Raw genomic sequence first — 18,493 nt, 5'->3', positions numbered from 1 at the left:
TCAGCCGCACCGCCCGGACGCGGCGGAAGCGTGCCGGCGTGGTGTCGCTGTGCTGATATGTAGCGGTGACGAAAGGCATCCTGGCATCTGTGAACGGAGCTCGGCTGTTGACGGAGTCCGATCGGGAAGACGCACTGGACCTGCTCGAAACCGGACTCCGCGAGGTTCCGGCCTATCGATGGGTTCTCGGCGAGGAGGCTCCGGCCCACGCCTACCGGTGGTACGGCGAGGTCCTGTTCGCCGAGAATCTTGCGGGCATGTACGGAGTTTTCGATGAATCGGGGAGATTGATCGCGCTCGCCGCGATTTCGGAGCCGGGCCGGGCGAACGGCATCGTCGACGCCGATCTCAAAGAGCGGAATCGGTACTACGTCCGGACCCTGGACGGATTCGTCGAACGTTTCACCGAATTCAGGCGCGCGAATGCCGAGGCCTCCGTCGCCGACGAGTCGATCGGCATCATCTTCGGCCTCGTCCACCCGGATCACCGGCGCAGCGGGGTACTGTCCCGCCTCGTCGACGCCATCGTGGAGAAGGGGCGACGGCAGGGCCTGCCGGTGACCGCGGGTACGGCCGACCCCGTGATGTCCGCGGTCTACACCCGGCGGTGGAAGTCGGTTGTCCGCGCCGAATACACGCTCACCGACGGGCCCACGGTGTGGGTCCACCGTGTCGATCCCCCCGCGGACGCCGAGCGGTGACCGACGGCCCGGTCAGGCCGAGCAGCCGCCCGACTCCTGGTTTCCGGTCATCTCGTTGGTGAGCTGGACGTCGGAACCGCTGATCGCGAACTCGAGCCCGGTGTCGGTGACCGTCAACTGATCGACCTGGACCTCGTCGAAGAACGGTCCGAGCGCCGACGTGGTGACCTGGTCGACGATCTGCTGTGCGAAGTCCGGCGGGATGCCGAACACCAGCGCGCTGGCCTTGACGACCTGGAAGTCGACCCGGCCGTCCTGGAGGACCGGCTTGATGGTCGCCGAGACCGGCACGGAGAAGAACATGACCGGGAACCCGGCCTGTACCTCGAAGGTGCCCTCGGCCGCGTTGCCGGTGATCTCCTCGACCGAACCGACCGGGCTCGCACCGTTGCCGGTGCTCTGGCCACCGGCACCCGGAGGCGCACTCTCCTTGCTGAGCTCGACGATCCGCTCGTACGGGATGAAGCCGTGGCCGTTGAGGGTGCGGATGTCGGTACTGGTGTTGTCGCCGGAGATGCCGTCGGCGCGCATGTGCAGACGTACTCCGTTGGCGTCGGAGCCGTCCTTGGTGTCGACCTGCACGTACGGGATGTCGCCGGTGCCCTGCATGATGATCGGTTTGCGACTCAGGGACACCGAGGTGGCTACACCGGTGAGGCCGCTGAACGAGTCCTCGAGGCAGTTCGTGACCTTGTTGCGCAGATAGAGTTCGCTGCCGACCGCGCCGATCACGGCCAGGAGCAGCACGGCGACGAGGCTCAGCGCCACGATCTTCCCGGTGCTGCGATTCTTCCGCGGCGAGGTGATCACCGGGCCGCTGCCAGGCGTCTCTAGGGGTGCACTCGACTCATCCCCGTAGGGGGTCTCACCGGGCGGGAACCGCGCGGTGCCCGGCGTGCCCGGTCCGCCACCCAGGCCGGTGGTATCCGCCTCGGACGGCGGGACGTTCGAATACGCGTGTGCCCCCGGGGCGACCGGTGTCGTCGGGAACTGTTCGGTCTCCCCCGTCTCGGGGACGACCGGCCCGGCGTTCGACTCGGCCGGACCGTCACCGGACACCGGACGCCACTCGTCGCCGGTGGTCACCGGTTCGTCTCCGGAGGGTGTGCCCGCGTCTCGGGGGTCATCACCGGGAGTCTTGTTGTCGTCGCTCATGGGTTCCGTCCTCGGTCGTCGGACTCTCGGAGCCGTTCGCCGGCGGGTGTCAACTCGCTGTGCACCGCATCGCCGACCGGCAAAGCTCGCTCGTTGGCTAGGACCGCCAGTTGCATACGAGCCTTCTCGACCAGTTCCAGGTCGAGGTCGTGAACATCGACACAGACCGTCTCCGGGTACGCGGCGACCACCGTACCGAAGGGGTCTGTGATTTGGCTGTGTCCGATCCCGGTCGGGACCCCGGATCCGGCGACCGCCTCATCCGGCGGAAGGGCCTGTCCCACCGCGACGACGAAGGTCGTGGAATCCAGCGCGCGAGCCGTGGCGAGCACCTCCCACTGGTGGATCTTGCCGGGCCCGGCACCCCAGGACGTGGGCACCACGATGACCTGTGCGCCGCGTCGTGCCAGGGTCGTGAACAGGGCGGGAAACCTGATGTCGTAGCAGGTCGCAACTCCCACGGTGACCCCGTCGACCTCGAAGGTCACCGGCTCCGCACCGGGCGCGACGGTCTTGGACTCGTGAAAACCGAAGGCGTCGTAGAGGTGCAGTTTGTCGTAGCCGAGGCGCGACCCGTCGGGATGCGCGACGAGGACCGTGTTGAACACGCGACCGTCATCCGAAGGGGTGAACATCCCGGCCACCACGGTCACACCGGCCGACGCCGCGACCTCCGACACCCCGCGTGCCCACGACCCGTCGATTTCCTCCGCCACCGGCTTCAGCGGCACGCCGAACCGGCACATCGTCGCCTCCGGGAACACCACCAGCCGCGCCCCGCGCGATGCCGCCTCCTGCGTCGCCGCACGCAGGGTCGCCAGGTTCTCGCTCGGATCGTCGGTCGAGCTGATCTGGGCCATCGCCACACGCATAGCCGCCACAGTAATGCCCGACACCCGCTGTGCCGACAGGTTCCCTCGGGGTTACTCCGACGGGGCGACCACTGACCACGGAACGGTCAGCACGTTGTCCGACATCCGGCGGCGCGTGACCACGCAGTCCACGCCACGCTCACGCAGCAGGTCCTGCGCATGGCGCCAGCGCACCCGCGGTCCGTACGGAGCCATTGGGGCGGCGATGTCCCAGCACTGGTCCGCGAGCGTCAGCAGTTCATGGATCTTCTCGCCCGGCACGTTGCGGTGGATGAGCGACTTGGGCAGTCGTTCGGCGAGGTCGGACGGGCGATCGGAGTGTTCGGGCGCCCAGCAGAGCGTCAAGCTCACCGGGCCTGCGTGGTCGAGCAGCACCCAGGCGCACCGCCGGCCGATCTCGTCGCAGGTTCCCTCCACGATCACGCCACCCGGCGACAGGGCCGCACGCAGCCTCGACCACGCCGCCTCGACCTCGGCCTCGTCGTATTGCCGCAGGACGTTGAAGGCGCGCACCACGCGGGGACGCAGACCCGCCATCTCGAAACCGCCGACGGCGAACCGGACACCGTCGCGCGGTTCGACGACACGTGCCGGGTCGATCTCGAGTCCCACCATCTGCAGATCCGGGGCGACGCGGCGCAGCCGACCCGCCATCTCGACGGTCGCGTCGGGGCGTGCTCCGTACCCGAGGTCGACGACCAGCGGACGGTCGACATCCAGCGCCGCGATCACTGCCGGTTCATGCGCCATCCACCGATCCACCCGACGCAGGCGGTTGATGTTGGTGGTCCCGCGCGTCACCCCGGCCGATCGGAGCGGCCAGACGACTCACAAGTTCTTGTCGATCCAGTCCTTGGCGTATTCGGCCTCGGCGCGGAACAGATCGACGAGGTTGATGAGGATCATCTGCTCGAGCTTGCCGTTGACGAACGGGACGAAGACCTTCGCCTCGCTGGTCCGGCGGATCGTGCAGCCCTCCTCGGTCGGGAACAGTTCCTGCCAGCCGTTGAGGCTGCCGGGACCGGCGGGGATGGACGCGTTGTAGGTGCCCTTGGTGTTGTCCGGATCGAACGGACCGAGGGTCTCCTCACGCGTGATGACCATGTCTTTCATCATCACCGTCTGCGCGAGCGGGGGCAGCTGGTCGCGTCCGATGTGCTGCTTCAGGACGACCCGGACGCCGGTCTCGTCGGCGGAGAAGGAGGCGACCTCGCAGTGCGGCGAGATCATCTGGAATCCCGCCATCATGTCGTCCCAGTACTGCTTGATGCTCTGCGCTTGGTAGAGCTTCTCCGCGGGATGGGTGTAGCGAGCGGAGTAGCTGAGCCGTCGTGCCATGACGACCAGGCTACGTCAGCCGATTTTCCGAATCCCAATCGACGGTGTGGCCACGCTCGTGCTCCAGCAGGCCGACCAGCTCGCTGACCACGGCCTTCTCGATCTTCCCACCGAACATCGGCAGGTTCACCGACACCTCGGCCTCGCAGTCGCTGGTCGCCGGATCGCCCGACGTGGTGATGGTCCCGTACACGTTCACCGGCACCGGCGCGCCCTCGACCGTTGCGTGCATCTCGGCCACGATTCGGTCTCCGACCAGCCGATATGTGTTCCTCCGCGGAATCCGGAGGTCGCCGGGCATGATCTTGGTGACCGCCGACGGGAGCTTCTCCGCAGGAATGCCCTGGTTCATCTCGACCGTCACGGTGTCGCCCGCGATGGTCACCTTCTCCACGTGGCCGTGACCGGCGTTCATCCGCTCCACCAGATCGTGCCAGTACTGCTCTGTGGTGAAGATCGCCCAGAGCCGTTCGGTGGAGAACGGGTAGGAGTCCAAGTGCTGCAGCTTGCTCGCCATGGAGAGAACGCTACCGTTCGCCGGTTAACGTTTAACGCGTGACCGACACGCAGACGCCGCTGAGCGCGCCCCTCGCCGAGCTGACCACCCTGCGTCTCGGCGGCCCCGCCCGTGAGATCGTGCGCTGCTCCGACACGCGCAGCATCGTCAAGACCATCCTGGAGCTCGACGAGCAGTCCGAACCCGTGCTCGTCATCGGTGGCGGGTCCAATCTCGTGATCGGCGACGCCGGCTTCGACGGCACCGCCGTGGTGCTCGCGAGCAGCGGCATCGAGTTCGGATCGGGCCGCGAGTCGGGCCGTCCCCATGTGGTCGCCGACGCGGGGGTGGGCTGGGACGATCTGGTCGCCGCGACCGTTGAGGCGGGTTTCGGCGGGCTGGAGTGCTTGTCGGGGATTCCGGGCGCCGCCGGTGCGACCCCGGTTCAGAACGTCGGGGCCTACGGCGTCGAGGTCGCCGACATCCTGCGGTCGGTCCAGGTTCTCGACCGCCGGTCCGGCACCCTGCGCTGGGTCTCGCCCACCGAACTCGGGCTCGGCTACCGCACCAGCAATCTCAAGCACCGCCACGACTTCGTGGTCGTCGCGGTGTCGTTCTGGCTCAACGACGACCGCGCGAGTCAGCCGATCCGCTATCGCGAGCTGGCGACGAAGGTGGGCGTGGAACCCGGCGAACGAGTCGACGCCGTGACCGCGCGCGAGGCGGTTCTCGGTCTACGTCGTGGCAAGGGGATGGTCCTCGACCCCGACGACTTCGACACCTGGAGCGCGGGATCGTTCTTCACCAATCCGATCATCCCCGGGGAGGAAGCCCCGGCCGTGCTCGAACGGATCGCGGGACGGGTCGGCGACGACGTCGCGATCCCGTCCTATCCGGCCGGTCCGCAACCGAGCACGCCCGACGGCTCCCCCACCGCGATCAAGTTGTCGGCGGGCTGGCTGATCGAGCGGGCGGGCTTCGTCCGCGGTTACCCGGGGGCGGATGCCGCGGTTCGCCTGTCGACGAAACACACTCTGGCACTGACCAATCGCGGTTCGGCCACCACCGAGCAGCTACTGACGCTGGCGCGCGAGGTCCGCGATGGTGTGTTCGACGCCTTCGGTGTCACTCTTCGACCGGAACCGGTCTTCGTGAACTGCGCGCTGTGACGACGGTCCGGGAGTGCGGGCTCAGCTGACCCGCTGCTCGGTACGCGAGACCTCGGTGACCAGTTCGTCGAGCATCTCGTTGAACCGCTCGGCGGCCTCGATACTCGACATGTGCCCGACGCCCTCGTAGACGACGAGTTCCCGGAGGGAACCGTTGCGCCGCAGCACCTCTGCCATCTGCTCGGCGTGCTTGCGCGGGGTCAGCCGGTCCTCGGTCCCGACGACGACGGTGGTGGGCACCGAGAGAGCGGCCAGCCCGGCCGTCACATCGAGTTTGCCCATCGCCGATCCCCAGCCGGCGCGTGCGCGCGGCGGGCACGCGCCGATCATCTCGTCGACGAAGTCGACATGCGCCTTACGTGCGTTGGGCCCCAGGGCGATGTAGTGCGAAAACCGAACGCCGTACGAGGTTTTGGGGATCGGCACCGGCACCGAGGTGATCGCTTTGGACACCAGAGGCGCGAAGGGCCGCGCATACGCTGGCAGATCGACCGGCACGAGGGCGTGGTTCTCCATGACCGCGTTGGCAGCGGTCGAGACGAGCACCACGGCGGAGACACGCGTGCCGACCTTCTCGCGATACTGGTCCGCCCACGACATAATGGTCATCCCACCCATGCTGTGCCCCACCAGGATTGCGCGACGCCCAGCCGGAACGGTCGCCTCGAGCACGGCGTCGAGATCTTGTCCGAGCATCGCCACGGTCGGACGGCGGCGACCACGTTCACTGAGTCCGTGGCCACGCTGGTCGTAGACGACGACCCGTCGCCTGCCGCCCTCGGACGAGGTGAGGTGATTGATCTGGGGGTACCAGTAGGCGGTGTTGCAGGTCCATCCGTGGACCATCACGATGACGTCGCCCTCGTCGTCCGCGTCGTCGACCCCGTAGACCTCCGCGTTGAGGAGGGTGCCGTCGGAGCTGCGGACCGGCAGCCGCCGGGGCGGGGAGTCGGGTGCGGTGAGCAGGTCGTCGGGACCGTCGTCGACCGCGAGTTCGGCGCGCAGCGCGTCACGGGCGATCCCGGCGAGGACAGTGCCGACACCGACTCCGACTGCTGCCGCACCGATCGCGGCCGCGATTCCACCGACCCTCTTCAACGACTTCGTGTTCACCGGCACCCCTCAACCTCGGTCGGGATCGTCCGCGATGGAGACCCCGGGCGGGGACGCCGCGTTCAGCGTCCCCGTGTCGGAGTTCAATGTACCAATATCGGTTGTCTCATAGCCGAGGCCCGGCTGGTCACCGGTGGAACCCGGCGTCGCGGTGTCCGGTTCGTCGTCCGCGGTCGCCGCGTCGAAGTAGGTCGCCGCCTGCCCGATGGCCTTGGAGATCTGTTCGTCGAGCGCCTTGCGGAAGGTCGTCTCGACGATCTCGTGCGCCATCGGACGAACGGTCTGGATGAGGTCGGCCATCTCGCTCACGCCGGCTTCACCCAGGTCAGGAAGGTTCTCGTCGAAGTACTTGTCGGTGATGATCGAGACGAAGCTGGTCGCGACGTCCTCGAGGTCTTCCTGGACCCGCACCCAGCGGTCGAGGAGGACGTCGATGTCGATGCCGCTCTTCACCAGGATCTCCGCGCCCTCGAGCAACTCGGGGTTCCGGATGGCGTAGTGCGCGCCGTCCTTGGCGAGCAGACCCAGTTTCTGGCTGAGGGCGATGGAGCGATCCGAGGCGTTGAGGGTTTTGCGCAACTCGGTGATGGTGATGGTCGCCGCGCGTTTGAAGTTGCGGAACCGACCGCCCTTCGGCGATCCCCGCAGGATCTGCTCGACACGCATGCCGTGGTGGGCCGCGTGCAAAAGCTCGCTGATGGTCGCGAAGGTGTACCCGCGTTCGAGCATGCGGGAGATGAGGTTCAGCCGGACCAGATGCTGGTCGGAATACCAGCCTGCACGGCCGCGGATGCTGGGCGGCGGAAGCAGTCCGCGATCCTGATAGACCCGGATGTTGCGAACGCTGACCCCCGACGCCTCGGCGAGGTCATTGATCCGATACTCCGCCACGATGCATCAGGCCTTTTTGCTGAACCAGGACTTGCCCTGAATGTCGTCGACACGCTTGCGCACATCGACCAGGTACACGAGCATCGCGACCACGCCGATGATGCCCAGAAAGCTCACCGCCCCGAAGAACCAGATGAACAGGGAGGCGCCGGCCAGGATCGCCACCCAGATCACCTTGCTCTGCCGGTCGACCGCCGGGAACGCGTCGGGACGCTGAATGGCCGCGTGGATCAGCGCGACGACCGCCGCGACCCCCGCTACCACGGTCAGGGCCAACATGATCAGACTCTGGCCATAGGCCAACACGCCGAAGAAGTCCACGCCGAACACTCTAGTCCCGTGCGCCTCGATTGCCGCAGCAGCCTACGACGGCGCGCGCGGCCGGAATGTGCGCGCACGGGTCAGTCGGCGCTGGGAGCAGCTTTCTTGGCAGGCGCTTTCTTGGCGGGCGCTTTCTTGGCGGGCGCCTTCTTGGCTGCGGTCTTTTTCGCCGTGGCCGCCTTCTTCGCCGCAGGCGTCTTCTTCGTGGCCGCCTTGGTGGGGGTGGCCTTACGGGCCGGCGCCTTCTTGGCCGCGGCGCGTTCGGCGGCACCCTTCACCGCCGCGGCCTTCTTCGCCGGTGCGGTCTTGGCCGGAGCCTTCTTCGCCGGTGCCTTCTTGGCTGCGGCCTTCTTCGCCGGCGCCTTCTTAACCGGCGCCTTCGCCGCGGCCGCCTTCTCCGCCGGCGCCTTCTTGACCGGAGCCTTCTTGGCCGGGACCTTCTTCGCCGCCGCTTTCTCCGCCGGTGCTGTCTCGGCGGGCGCCTTCGTCGCCGGGGCCGGCGCGGCAACCGCGCGCACCGGCGCGTCCGCGCTGGCGTCGCGAATCGTCCCGTCGGGTCCGCCGTCGTCGGCCAACCCGGCCAGCCGGAGCGCCCGTTCGCCGACGGCGCGCGTCTGCTCGGAGATCGTTCCCAGCGCGTCCTCGGTGAGACCGACCGCGTCGCTGTAGACCTTCTCGAGCTTCGGCAGATTCTCCCCGACGACCGGCTGCGCCTTGAGCTTCTCGACGGCCTCGTCACGCCTCTCCGACAGCGACGTCAGGAGACCGGCCGCGACGGCGAGATAGGCCTCGGCGACCTTGCGCAGTTCATCCGGCGAGAACCGGGCACGCAGTTCCTCGATCTCGGCGGGCAGTTCGACCGGCAGGGTCGACAGCTTCGTCTTGGCCTCCTCGAAAAGGGCCAGCGCGGTCGCGCGCGCCTCGTCGATCCTCGCCTGCGCCTCGTCCCGGGAACCAGCGATCTTCGCCTGAGTGGATTCGACAGTCTCCGCAAGCTTCGACTGAGTTGTCCCGACAGTCTCCGCAAGCTTCGACTGAGTTGTCCCGACAGTCTCCGCAAGCTTCGACTGAGTTGTCCCGACAGTCTCCGCAAGCTTCGACTGGGCCTGTTCGCTCGCCGCCTCGCCACGCTCACGAACCTCGGCCAGCAACGCGGCCACCTGTCCCACGGCTGTCGTCAACGGGTTCTCGCTCATTCAGCTACTCCTGCCTCAGTTTTCTCGGAACTCGGCTTCTCAGGACTCGGCGATGCTTCGGGCCCACCAGTAGCTGATGACTCAGCTACTCATGGTCTGTCGGGGAGATCGAATTCTCCTTCCGGAAGGATTCGTAGATTTCCAGCAACATCTGTTTCTGACGCTCGTTGATCGAGTCATCTGCGATCAGAGCATCACGGACCGGGCTCGCGGGGCGTTCTTCGAGAATTCCTGCGCGGACGTACAACACTTCCGCGGACACCCGCAGACCCTTGGCGATCTGGGCGAGGACGTCGGCGGACGGTTTCCGCAGTCCCCGTTCGATCTGACTGAGGTACGGATTGCTGACGCCGGCGCGTTCGGCGAGCTGCCGCAGCGAGACCTTGGCGGCCACACGCTGGGACCGGATGAAGGCGCCGATGTCCTGGGCCACATTCGTCACCGCGTCCTGGGCGGCGGTCGCCACCGCCTCCACTGCTTCCACGGCCTCGACCGCCATCGCCGTCGGGCCGTCCTCGGACACGTGGTCGCCGGACTCGGCCCGGCCGTCCACGACGGCGTCGACGGAAGCCTCGTCCTTCTCGCGCTTCATCACGCTCCGTTCCAGGGGTCGATCATCGCGGCGCCCCGACCGGATACCCACTGCCGCACCCGGCCACGCACGCTTTCCCAGTATCGGCGTCGGTGCTAGCACGTGCAAGCACACAGCTAATCCCGTGTCAGTGGAAGATCAGCACCGACGTGGTGTGGATGGCCAGACCGGCGAGCGCACCGACAACGGTGCCGTTGATGCGGATGAACTGCAGATCGCGGCCCACCTGGAGTTCGATCTTGCGGCTCGTGTCGTCGGCGTCCCAGCCGCGCACGGTCTCGGTGATGACCGCGATGATCTCCTGCGAATAGTTGGCGGCGATGTGATGAGCGACCCGCGCCACCCAGCCGTTCATCTTCTCCTGCAGCGGACGGTCATCGCGAATTCTCGTGGCCAACTGGATGATCGAGTCCGACAAGGTATTTCGCAGCGTGCTGTTGGGGTCGTCGAGCATCTGCTCGATGACGGCCTTGCCGGTCTTCCATGCGGTCGACGCGGCACCGGTGACCTCGTCACGTCCCACCAACTCCATCTTGATGTTCTCGAACTTCGCGATCATCTCGGGATCGTGCTGCAGGTCGTCGGCGAACTTCTCGACGAACTCGTGCATGGCCCGACGCAGTTCGTGGTCGGGGTCGGAGCGCACCTTGTAGGTGAAGTCGACGAGCTCCCGATGGATCTTGTCGCCGACGAGCGTGTTGACGAACTTCGGCGTCCACTGCGGCCCGTCGCGGTCGACCACGCGGTCGATGAGGTCCTGGCTGCCGATCGCCCACTCGTGGGCGCGATCGCACAGCATCTGGAAGACCGGTTCGAGACGGTCCTCGGCGATGAGCTGTTCCAGGATCCGGCCGGTCGGGGGCGCCCACTGCGGTTCGGCCACCCACTTGAGAGCCGCCTGGATGAGCTGTTCGACGTCCTCGTCGCGCAGCATCTCCGACGCGAGCTGGACCGCACGAGCCGCTTCACCGGAGATCCGCGGGGCATTGCGCGAGTCGGCGACCCACGTCGAGAACCGCCGCGGCAGGTCGATCTGCTGAGCGCGGTACACCACCACCTCGGGCGTCATGAAGTTCTCTTCGATGAAGCCGCCGAGCTGGTCGCCGATGTCGTCCTTCTTCTTGCGGATCAGCGCGGTGTGCGGGATCGGGATGCCGAGCGGATGCCGGAAGAGGGCCGTCACCGCGAACCAGTCGGCCAGCGCGCCGACCATGCCGGCCTCGGACGCCGCCTGCACATAACCGACCCATGCGGCGACGTCGGTACCGTCCCGGTGCTCGAGGTAGCGGGTGAAGAGGTAGACCACCGCCGCGAAGATCAGGAAGCCGGTCGCGACCGCCTTCATCTTGCGGAGGTCCCTGCGCCTGCCGGCGTCGCCCGGGTTGTCCCCACCGAATCCAGGGGCGGACGGCGCCTTCGGCACACCCTCGGGTTGTCCCGCGGCTCCTTCGATGACTGTCGATGCCATGGCACCAGTGTCACCCATCAACCGACTACGCTGGCGTCGTGATGGCCAACCGCCCGAATCCCGCAGCTGCCGCGCGTGCAGCGATGGCGGCTGCGGCCAACGTGACGCGTGGCCTCGAACAGGTACTGACCACCGTCACCGACACCGGCGCCAAACCCGACGGCCGCAAGCAGCGCTGGGAGAAGCACAAGCTCGCACGCCGCACCGAGCTCACCGACGGCGTCATCGCCGCGATCCGCGAGCTGGGTGCCGACGTCGGGATGGACGAGATCGCCGCGCACATCGGGGTGTCCAAAACCGTCCTCTACCGGTACTTCACCGACAAGAGCGACGTCGGGGTGGCGACCACCGTGCGCTTCTTCGAGACGACGATCTGGCCGCGCCTGACCGAGGCGATCTCCGACGACGTCGACGAGTACACCCTCACCCACACGATCATCGGCGTGTACGTCCACGCGGTCGACGATGAACCCAATCTGTACCGCTTCGCGCTCGCCAGCTCGCCCACGTCGTCGCCCGCTCCGGCCGACTCGGTTCGCCTGGTGTCGCAGCTGGTCATGAGCAGCATCGTGATGCGCATGGCCGACCGGGGCGCGGACACCACGGGTGCGGAACTGTGGTCGCACGCCCTCGTCGGCGGTATCCAGCACGTCGTCGACTGGTGGATGACCAGCCGCACGCTCGACGCCGACCAGGTCGTCGACTACCTGACGATGATGGTGTGGAGCGCGATCGTGGGCGTTGCCTCCGTCGACGGGTCGCGGGATGCCTTCCTCGCCGCTCCCCCACCGCTGACCGAACCCGCGCGCGAGGCACCGTCCGACGCGGGAGGGGGGTTGTGAGCCGGGTGGCGCTGGTGACCGGGGGCAGCCGGGGCGTCGGTCACGGCATCGCCCGTGCACTCGTCGACGACGGCTGGACCACGTACGTCACCTCCCGCCACGGCACCGGACCCGACGGCGCCCTCGCCCTGCGCTGCGATCACACCGACGACGCCGCGGTGGCCGCGGCCTTCGACGAGATCGCCTTCGAGTGGGCAACTCGACCTCCTCGTCAACAACGCCTGGGCAGCGCCCAAGGGATTCGGCGGGTTCTCCGACCCGTTCTGGAAACGCCCGGTCGACGACTGGGACACCCTGATCGGCGTGGGCCTACGCGCGCACTACGTCTCGTCGGTTCATGCGGCACGCCTGATGACCGAGGCGGGACGGGGTCTGATCACGAACATCTCGTCCTTCGGGTCCCGCGGCCACCTCCATTCGGTGCTCTACGGGATGAGCAAGACCGCACTGGACAAGATGGCCGCCGACATGGCCGTCGAGCTGAAGGACACGGGCGTCGCCGCGATCTCGTTGTGGCTCGGCCTCATCCGCACCGAGTTGCTGTTGTCGCTCGGCATCGACGAGTTCGCCGGTTTCTCGCTGCAGCGAGCCGAGGACCCGGAGTTCGTGGGCCGGGTCATCTCCCGACTCGCCCGGGACCCGGATCTCGCCGCACACAACGGCCACACCCTCGTCACCGCCGAACTGGGCACCCGCTACGGCATCGTGAACAACGATGGGACACCGCCGGATTCGCATCGTGCTGCGTTCGGCGGCGGACCACTGTTCCCACCATCACACCAGGTGGACGTCGACGATCGAATCCCGTCACGAGAGGACCTGTCATGAGCAAGGGCTGGACGGCACCTGCCGTGGAGGCACTCCGCGCCCGGACGATCGGGCCGATCGCCTCCTTCGACGCCGACTCCACGCCCGGATTCGACGGTGACAAGGATTCCGGGGCAGAGCTTCTCGCCGAGCGCGGTCAGACGCTGGCCGCTCTGCAGGAGCTGTTGTACGCCAACGGCCGCACCGGTGATCACCGGTCGGTGTTGCTCGTGCTGCAGGGGATGGACACCGCGGGCAAGGGTGGCATCGTCCGGCACGTGGGCGGCCTCCTCGACCCGCAGGGGTTGTCCATCAAGGGATTCGGTAAGCCGACCCCGGAAGAGTTGCAGCACGATTTCCTGTGGCGGATCAACAAGGCGCTGCCACCCGCGGGTCGGATCGGGATCTTCGACCGGTCACACTACGAGGACGTGCTACCCGTCCGGGTGCACAACCTCGCCCCGAAGTCGGAGTGGGAGAAGCGTTACCACATCATCAACCAGTTCGAGTCCGAACTGGTCGACAACGGCACCACGATCATCAAATGTTGTCTGGTGGTGTCCAAGGACGAGCAGAAGGCCCGCCTCGCCGAGCGCCTCGACCGGCCGGACAAGTACTGGAAGTACCACCCCGGCGACGTCGACGAACGCGCCCATTGGGACGCCTACCTCGAGGCCTACCAGGATATCTTCGACCTCACCGACAAGGACTCGGCGCCCTGGTTCGTGATCCCGGCGAACCGCAAATGGTTTGCCCGACTGGCTGTCTGCGAGTTGCTCACCACCGCACTCGCCGGACTCGATCTCGACTGGCCGAAGGCGGACTTCGACGTCGAGGCCGAGAAGAAACGAGTCGCGGCGTCGGACTGATCCCCTCGCTGCCCGTTCCGCCTCCCGCGGGCCCGCTTCCTTCCCGCTCTGCCACCTCCCTTCCGCTGCTCAGATCCAATAAGCGGCGAGGAATCCAAGGCGCGCAAGCAAATTCGCTACGCAGGAATCCCTGTTCCCGGTATCAGATCCAAACGGCCGAGCCACGGGCGCAGCAGATCGGGAAGTGAGCCCTCCTCGAGAACCGACCAGGTCCAGCGCACGACCATCACACCGAGCGCCCTGAGTTCGTCCTCGCGACGCTTCTCCCGGCAGACCCGCCTCGATCATCTGCGCACGACTCCAGGACTCGCCGACGCTTTCGGACAATCCGCTCGCCAGCGACAGCGCACGCCGCGCGTTGCGGATACCCTGTCGCCGACGACCCGCAAGGATCTGTGCGATCCGGTCGCGATCCGCGCCGGCACGCAGCGCCTGGTCGAACGCTGTCAGCGCCTGGGCGAAACTCCCCGCCGCGGCGACATCGACCGCGGTGCGCTCGAGTGATGTCACCAGCATGCCGTCGACCTCGACGAGTTCGACGTCGTCCACAGTCGCCGCATGAACGTGCCGATGCCCGAGGACCGAACCGCCCGACTTCTTTCGATTGATGACATGGACGTACTCGATGTCCGGCTTGAGAAGCGGTAGGCCATGAACTGCCGCCGCCGACGCGTGGCCCAACGGCAGGCGCGGCGCCTCGGCGTACCGGTGGTCGCGACGGCAATGGATTTGAGTCGATGAAGACGCTGAGCGCCCTCGCGTCCGCCGAAGGCCGGAGATGACCGGACGAAGACGCCGGGGATGAGGCGCAGCAGATCGCCGCCTTTGACGGCGGCGGCGAGCTGGTTGTCGGAGAACGCCGCATCGAGTGCAGCGCCGCGTCGGACGAGACCGTAGTGGTCAACGGGAAAGAGCATCACTCTCCTTTGACGCACCGGCGGTCCGATCGGATCCCTGCTCACGCGGAACTCTTCCCGCGCGGACGTTTCCCTCCCGCCGTTGCAGCTTCCTTCCCGCTTATTGGATCTGCCGAGCGAGAGGGAATCCGCGCAGCGCGAAACAAACAACCGAGCGCGAACACGACGACGCCCCCGCTGAACCCAGCGGGGGCGTCGTATCGAGTTGTGCGACTGCTTACTTCGCGGTGGTCGCCTTCTTGGCCGGAGCCTTCTTGGCGGGCGACTTCTTGGCGGGCACCTTCTTGACCGGCGGCACCGACTCGTCCTTGGCAGCCTCGACCTTCTTGGCCGGCGATGCCTTGGCGGTGCGGGTCTTGGCCTCGACAGTGCCTGCGGCGCCGTCGATCTCCTTGGCCGCGTCGTCGGCCTGCTCCTTGATGTCGCTGCCGGCCTCTTCGATGGCGACGGCGACGTCCTCGACCTCTTCGCTCACGCGGCCGGCCAGCTTGGCGGCGCGCTCACCCACGAGGCGGGTCTGCGAGGACACGACGCCGAGGGCGTCTTCGGTGAGGTCGACCGCGTCGTTGTAGACCTTCTCGACGCGAGACAGGTTCTCCTGGACGACCGGCTTCTTGCGCAGGCGCTCGAGGGTGGCCTCGCCACGCTCGGCGAGCGTGTTGTAGAAGTCGGTGGCCTTCTCGACGTACGGGTCGGCGAGCTTCTTCAGCTCGTCGGCGGTCAGCTTGCCGCGGATCTCCTCGATCTCGGTCGGGACTTCCTCCGAGAGCGACTCGATGCGGGTCTTGGCCTCGTCGAAGCGGGTCTGTGCGGTTTCGGGCAGATCGGTGATCAGGGCCTTGGTCTCGCTGTAGCGGGCTTCGAGACGCGTCTGCGCGGTCTCGGCAGCGGCCTCGGTGCGCTCACGGAGCTCGGTGAGCTTCTCGGTGACCTGCGCGAACGCATAGTCGCCGGCGCCGACTGCGGCATAGAGGGGGGCGTAATTGCGGGTGGTGGTCACGAGGACACTCCTTCTGTCGGTCACCAATCGCGCTGCAGCACATGCGGTCTCGCTGGTCTCGGCGTCGTTGCCGGGCGCATGTCGGGTTGTCGTCGATTCGACGCGATGGTCGGTGTCGCAAGCCGCCACGATCTTCCGGCTCGTCACCGCGCGAGATGAGAAACCGCGGCACCATCGGTATTGGTGTTTCCGAACTCCAGTATCCACGCTGTGCTAGCAATTGCAAGCATTCTGCTAACACCTGTGGTCCACGTCACCTTTTCCCGACGAGGGGCCGCTCGTATTCGTAGAAACCGTGCCCGGCCTTCTTGCCGAGACGACCGGCCTCGACCATCCGCAGAAGCAGTGGCGGCGGCGAGTAGAGCGGCTCCTCGAACTCCTCGTACATCTTGTCGGCTATCGCCTTGACGGTGTCGAGACCCACCAGGTCGGCGAGCTTCAGCGGCCCCATCGGATGAGCGCAGCCGAGCACCATCGCCTTGTCGATGGCCTCGACCGTCGAGAAACCGCTCTCCACCATGCGGATCGCGGAGAGCAGATAGGGAACGAGCAGCGCGTTGACGACGAAGCCCGACCGATCGGCGGAACGGATCACCTGTTTGCCGAGTACGTCGTGTGCGAAGGATTCGGCCCGTGCGGTCACCTCGGGAGCTGTCATCAGCGTGGTGACGAGCTCGACCAGAGGGAGCACGGGTACGGGATTGAAGAAGTGGAGACCGATCACGCGGGCGGCGTTCTGAGTTGCCATGCCCAGTTTCATGATCGCGATCGAGGAGGTGTTCGACGCGAGCACCGCATGCGGGTCGACGACGATCTTGTCGAGCTGGGTGAAGATCGCGGTCTTGACCGCCTCGTCCTCGACGACGGCCTCACAGACGAGCTGCCGGTCGGCGAAATCGCCCAGGTCCGAGGTGAACGTGAGGCGGTCCACCGCCTGGTCGCGTTCGCGTTCGGTCAGTTTGCCGCTCGACACTCCCCGATCGAGCGAACTCAGGATGCGGGCACGGCCCGCCGCGACGAGGTCGCGAGTCGATTCGTACACCAGCACGTCGGCCTGGGCCCGGGCACACACCTCGGCGATACCCGCACCCATCTGTCCGGCGCCGACGACGCCGACTCGGCAGACCTTCTCGCTTGTCATGTCGAATCCTCACGGGAAAGTTCTGGTAACAACTGATCTCGCACGAACATGGGTAACTCCCGGGGTACGAACCAAGCCCTGGATAGACCAACAGGCGGTCCGCAGCGAAAGCCGCGGACCGCCTGACTGGTTCGCCGAGATTCCGGGGAGGCGGAATGGCTCCTAGTGGAACTGGCCCTCTTCGGTCGAGCCCTTGAGAGCTGCGGTCGAGGTGTTCGGGTCGACGGTGGTGGCGATGCTGTCGAAGTAGCCGGCGCCGACCTCACGCTGGTGCTTGACGGCGGTGAATCCACGCTCGTCGGCTGCCTTGAACTCACGGTTCTGCAGGTCGACGAAGGCGGTCATCTGCTCGCGGGCGTAACCGTAGGCCAGGTCGAACATGCCGTAGTTGAGCGAGTGGAAGCCGGCCAGCGTGATGAACTGGAAGGTGAAGCCCATGGCGCCCAGCTCGTTCTGGAACTTGGCGATGGTGCTGTCGTCGAGGTGCTTGCTCCAGTTGAACGACGGGCTGCAGTTGTAGGAGAGCAGCTGGTCGGGGAACTCCGACTTGACTGCCTCGGCGAACTTGCGGGCCAGCTCGAGATCGGGGGTACCGGTCTCCATCCAGATCATGTCGGCATAGGGAGCGTAGGACTTCGCACGCTCGATGCACGGCTCGATGCCGTTCTTCACGTGGTAGTAGCCCTCGGCGGTGCGCTCACCGGTGACGAACTGCTTGTCGCGGTCGTCCACATCGGAGGTGATGAGGGTCGCGGCCTCGGCGTCGGTACGCGCGATGACGACGGTGGGGACACCGGCGACGTCGGCGGCCAGGCGGGCCGAGTTCAGGGTGCGGATGTGCTGCTGGGTCGGGATGAGCACCTTGCCACCGAGGTGGCCGCACTTCTTCTCCGAGGCGAGCTGATCCTCCCAGTGGGTACCGGCGGCACCCGCGGCGATCATGGCCTTCTGCAGCTCGTAGACGTTGAGCGCGCCACCGAAGCCGGCCTCACCGTCGGCGACGATCGGGACGACCCAGTTGTCGACCGAGTCGTCACCCTCGACGCGGGCGATCTCGTCGGCGCGGAGAAGCGCGTTGTTGATGCGACGAACAACGTTCGGAACCGAGTTCGCCGGGTACAGCGACTGGTCGGGGTAGGTGTGGCCGGACAGGTTGGCGTCACCGGCGACCTGCCAGCCCGACAGGTACACGGCCTTCAGGCCGGCGCGGACCTGCTGCACGGCCTGGTTACCGGTGAGGGCACCCAGAGCGTTGATGTAGCTGCCATCACCCTTGGTCACGCCTTCCCACAGGATCTCGGCGCCACGGCGGGCGAGGGTGTGCTCCTCGACGACCGAACCCTGGAGCTGAGCGACCTGCTCGGCGGTGTAGTCGCGCTTGATGCCCTTCCAGCGGGGATTGGTGTCCCAGTCCTGCTGGATTTCCGCGGCGGTGCGGGGCTTTCCGACGTTGCTCATTGGCTACTTCGCTTTCGTTGTCCTGCTCGTCTCGACCGGGTCGGATCGGGACGACCGGCCCGGCGCGCCGCCGAGGCCTGGAGTGCTGACAGACATCCGACGTGGTTCCCGAGAGCGTTGTACTCGCGAGTCCGGCGGCGGTGTCGG

At 66.8% G+C, this 18,493-nt stretch carries 18 protein-coding genes and 2 pseudogenes; 5 read left to right on the top strand and 15 right to left on the bottom strand.

The features are described 5' to 3' along the window. The first annotated feature begins 107 nt into the window (after positions 1–107). A complete protein-coding gene (locus GAA2_RS02950; protein ID WP_006438730.1) occupies positions 108–701 on the top strand; it encodes a GNAT family N-acetyltransferase in 594 nt (197 codons plus the stop codon). A gap of 12 nt (positions 702–713) precedes the next feature. Here GAA2_RS02950 and GAA2_RS02945 read toward each other — a convergent pair whose 3' ends face one another. From GAA2_RS02945 to GAA2_RS02925, 5 genes are read right to left on the bottom strand one after another with little or no spacing between them, the layout of a single operon-like run. Then, the gene (locus GAA2_RS02945; protein ID WP_006438731.1) at positions 714–1,856 is read right to left on the bottom strand and encodes an LmeA family phospholipid-binding protein; all 1,143 of its coding nucleotides are present in this window, start codon (positions 1,854–1,856) and stop codon (positions 714–716) included. After that, the gene (locus tag GAA2_RS02940; RefSeq protein ID WP_006438732.1) at positions 1,853–2,728 is read right to left on the bottom strand and encodes a carbon-nitrogen hydrolase family protein; all 876 of its coding nucleotides are present in this window, start codon (positions 2,726–2,728) and stop codon (positions 1,853–1,855) included. The genes GAA2_RS02945 and GAA2_RS02940 overlap by 4 nt, the downstream gene beginning before the upstream one ends. Before the next feature lie 51 nt (positions 2,729–2,779). Beyond that, positions 2,780–3,529, bottom strand: coding sequence for a hypothetical protein (locus GAA2_RS02935; RefSeq protein ID WP_006438733.1), 750 nt, complete (start codon positions 3,527–3,529; stop codon positions 2,780–2,782). A 27-nt stretch (positions 3,530–3,556) separates the two neighbouring features. Then, positions 3,557–4,066 (bottom strand): DUF2505 domain-containing protein, encoded by a 510-nt coding sequence (locus GAA2_RS02930; RefSeq protein ID WP_006438734.1) that lies wholly within the window; start codon positions 4,064–4,066, stop codon positions 3,557–3,559. A gap of 10 nt (positions 4,067–4,076) precedes the next feature. Beyond that, a complete protein-coding gene (locus GAA2_RS02925; RefSeq protein ID WP_006438735.1) occupies positions 4,077–4,583 on the bottom strand; it encodes a DUF2505 domain-containing protein in 507 nt (168 codons plus the stop codon). A 38-nt stretch (positions 4,584–4,621) separates the two neighbouring features. Between GAA2_RS02925 and GAA2_RS02920 the strand changes: the two genes are divergently transcribed. Then, positions 4,622–5,731 carry a UDP-N-acetylmuramate dehydrogenase gene (locus GAA2_RS02920; protein ID WP_006438736.1) on the top strand — a complete coding sequence of 370 codons (1,110 nt, stop codon included), beginning with the start codon at positions 4,622–4,624 and terminating at the stop codon, positions 5,729–5,731. Positions 5,732–5,752: 21 nt separating this feature from the next. On the opposite strand, the gene GAA2_RS02915 is transcribed toward GAA2_RS02920, so the two are convergent. From GAA2_RS02915 to GAA2_RS02890, 6 genes are all read right to left on the bottom strand, one after another. Continuing rightward, positions 5,753–6,844, bottom strand: a complete 1,092-nt coding sequence (locus GAA2_RS02915; protein WP_024500206.1) for an alpha/beta fold hydrolase — start codon at positions 6,842–6,844, stop codon at positions 5,753–5,755. Positions 6,845–6,853: 9 nt separating this feature from the next. Continuing rightward, positions 6,854–7,735 (bottom strand): MerR family transcriptional regulator, encoded by an 882-nt coding sequence (locus tag GAA2_RS02910; RefSeq protein ID WP_006438738.1) that lies wholly within the window; start codon positions 7,733–7,735, stop codon positions 6,854–6,856. Between the two features lie 6 nt (positions 7,736–7,741). Beyond that, positions 7,742–8,065, bottom strand: coding sequence for a DUF2516 family protein (locus GAA2_RS02905; RefSeq protein WP_006438739.1), 324 nt, complete (start codon positions 8,063–8,065; stop codon positions 7,742–7,744). Between the two features lie 71 nt (positions 8,066–8,136). After that, on the bottom strand, positions 8,137–9,252 hold the full coding sequence (locus tag GAA2_RS02900; protein WP_096273012.1) for a heparin-binding hemagglutinin: 1,116 nt from the start codon (positions 9,250–9,252) through the stop codon (positions 8,137–8,139). An 85-nt stretch (positions 9,253–9,337) separates the two neighbouring features. Further along, a complete protein-coding gene (locus GAA2_RS02895; protein WP_096273010.1) occupies positions 9,338–9,844 on the bottom strand; it encodes a helix-turn-helix domain-containing protein in 507 nt (168 codons plus the stop codon). A 127-nt stretch (positions 9,845–9,971) separates the two neighbouring features. Then, positions 9,972–11,312, bottom strand: coding sequence for a DUF445 domain-containing protein (locus GAA2_RS02890; RefSeq protein WP_006436800.1), 1,341 nt, complete (start codon positions 11,310–11,312; stop codon positions 9,972–9,974). Between the two features lie 41 nt (positions 11,313–11,353). Between GAA2_RS02890 and GAA2_RS02885 the strand changes: the two genes are divergently transcribed. The 3 genes and pseudogenes from GAA2_RS02885 to GAA2_RS02875 all read left to right on the top strand — a co-directional run bounded on the left by GAA2_RS02885 (position 11,354) and on the right by GAA2_RS02875 (position 13,830). Beyond that, positions 11,354–12,154 carry a TetR/AcrR family transcriptional regulator gene (locus GAA2_RS02885; protein ID WP_174324733.1) on the top strand — a complete coding sequence of 267 codons (801 nt, stop codon included), beginning with the start codon at positions 11,354–11,356 and terminating at the stop codon, positions 12,152–12,154. Next, positions 12,151–12,982 (top strand): annotated as a pseudogene (locus tag GAA2_RS02880) (SDR family NAD(P)-dependent oxidoreductase). Before GAA2_RS02885 ends, GAA2_RS02880 begins: the two are co-directional and overlap by 4 nt. Beyond that, positions 12,979–13,830: a polyphosphate kinase 2 family protein gene (locus GAA2_RS02875; RefSeq protein WP_006436803.1), complete on the top strand. Its 852-nt coding sequence runs from the start codon at positions 12,979–12,981 to the stop codon at positions 13,828–13,830. The pseudogene GAA2_RS02880 and the gene GAA2_RS02875 overlap by 4 nt, the downstream one beginning before the upstream one ends. 116 nt (positions 13,831–13,946) lie before the next feature. Here GAA2_RS02875 and GAA2_RS02870 read toward each other — a convergent pair. From GAA2_RS02870 to aceA, 4 genes and pseudogenes are all read right to left on the bottom strand, one after another. Next, positions 13,947–14,747, bottom strand: a pseudogene (locus GAA2_RS02870) (hypothetical protein). A 217-nt stretch (positions 14,748–14,964) separates the two neighbouring features. Then, positions 14,965–15,747 (bottom strand): hypothetical protein, encoded by a 783-nt coding sequence (locus tag GAA2_RS02865; RefSeq protein WP_006436805.1) that lies wholly within the window; start codon positions 15,745–15,747, stop codon positions 14,965–14,967. Positions 15,748–16,000: 253 nt separating this feature from the next. Continuing rightward, positions 16,001–16,888 (bottom strand): 3-hydroxybutyryl-CoA dehydrogenase, encoded by an 888-nt coding sequence (locus GAA2_RS02860; protein WP_006436806.1) that lies wholly within the window; start codon positions 16,886–16,888, stop codon positions 16,001–16,003. 162 nt (positions 16,889–17,050) lie between these two features. Continuing rightward, positions 17,051–18,346 carry an isocitrate lyase gene (aceA, locus tag GAA2_RS02855; protein WP_006436807.1) on the bottom strand — a complete coding sequence of 432 codons (1,296 nt, stop codon included), beginning with the start codon at positions 18,344–18,346 and terminating at the stop codon, positions 17,051–17,053. Positions 18,347–18,493: the final 147 nt, after the last annotated feature.

Source organism: Gordonia ajococcus, from assembly GCF_012974285.1.
GTDB lineage: Bacteria > Actinomycetota > Actinomycetes > Mycobacteriales > Mycobacteriaceae > Gordonia > Gordonia amicalis.
The sequence above is the reverse complement of the archived record's forward strand: the minus strand, read 5'-3'. Positions and strand labels throughout refer to the sequence as shown.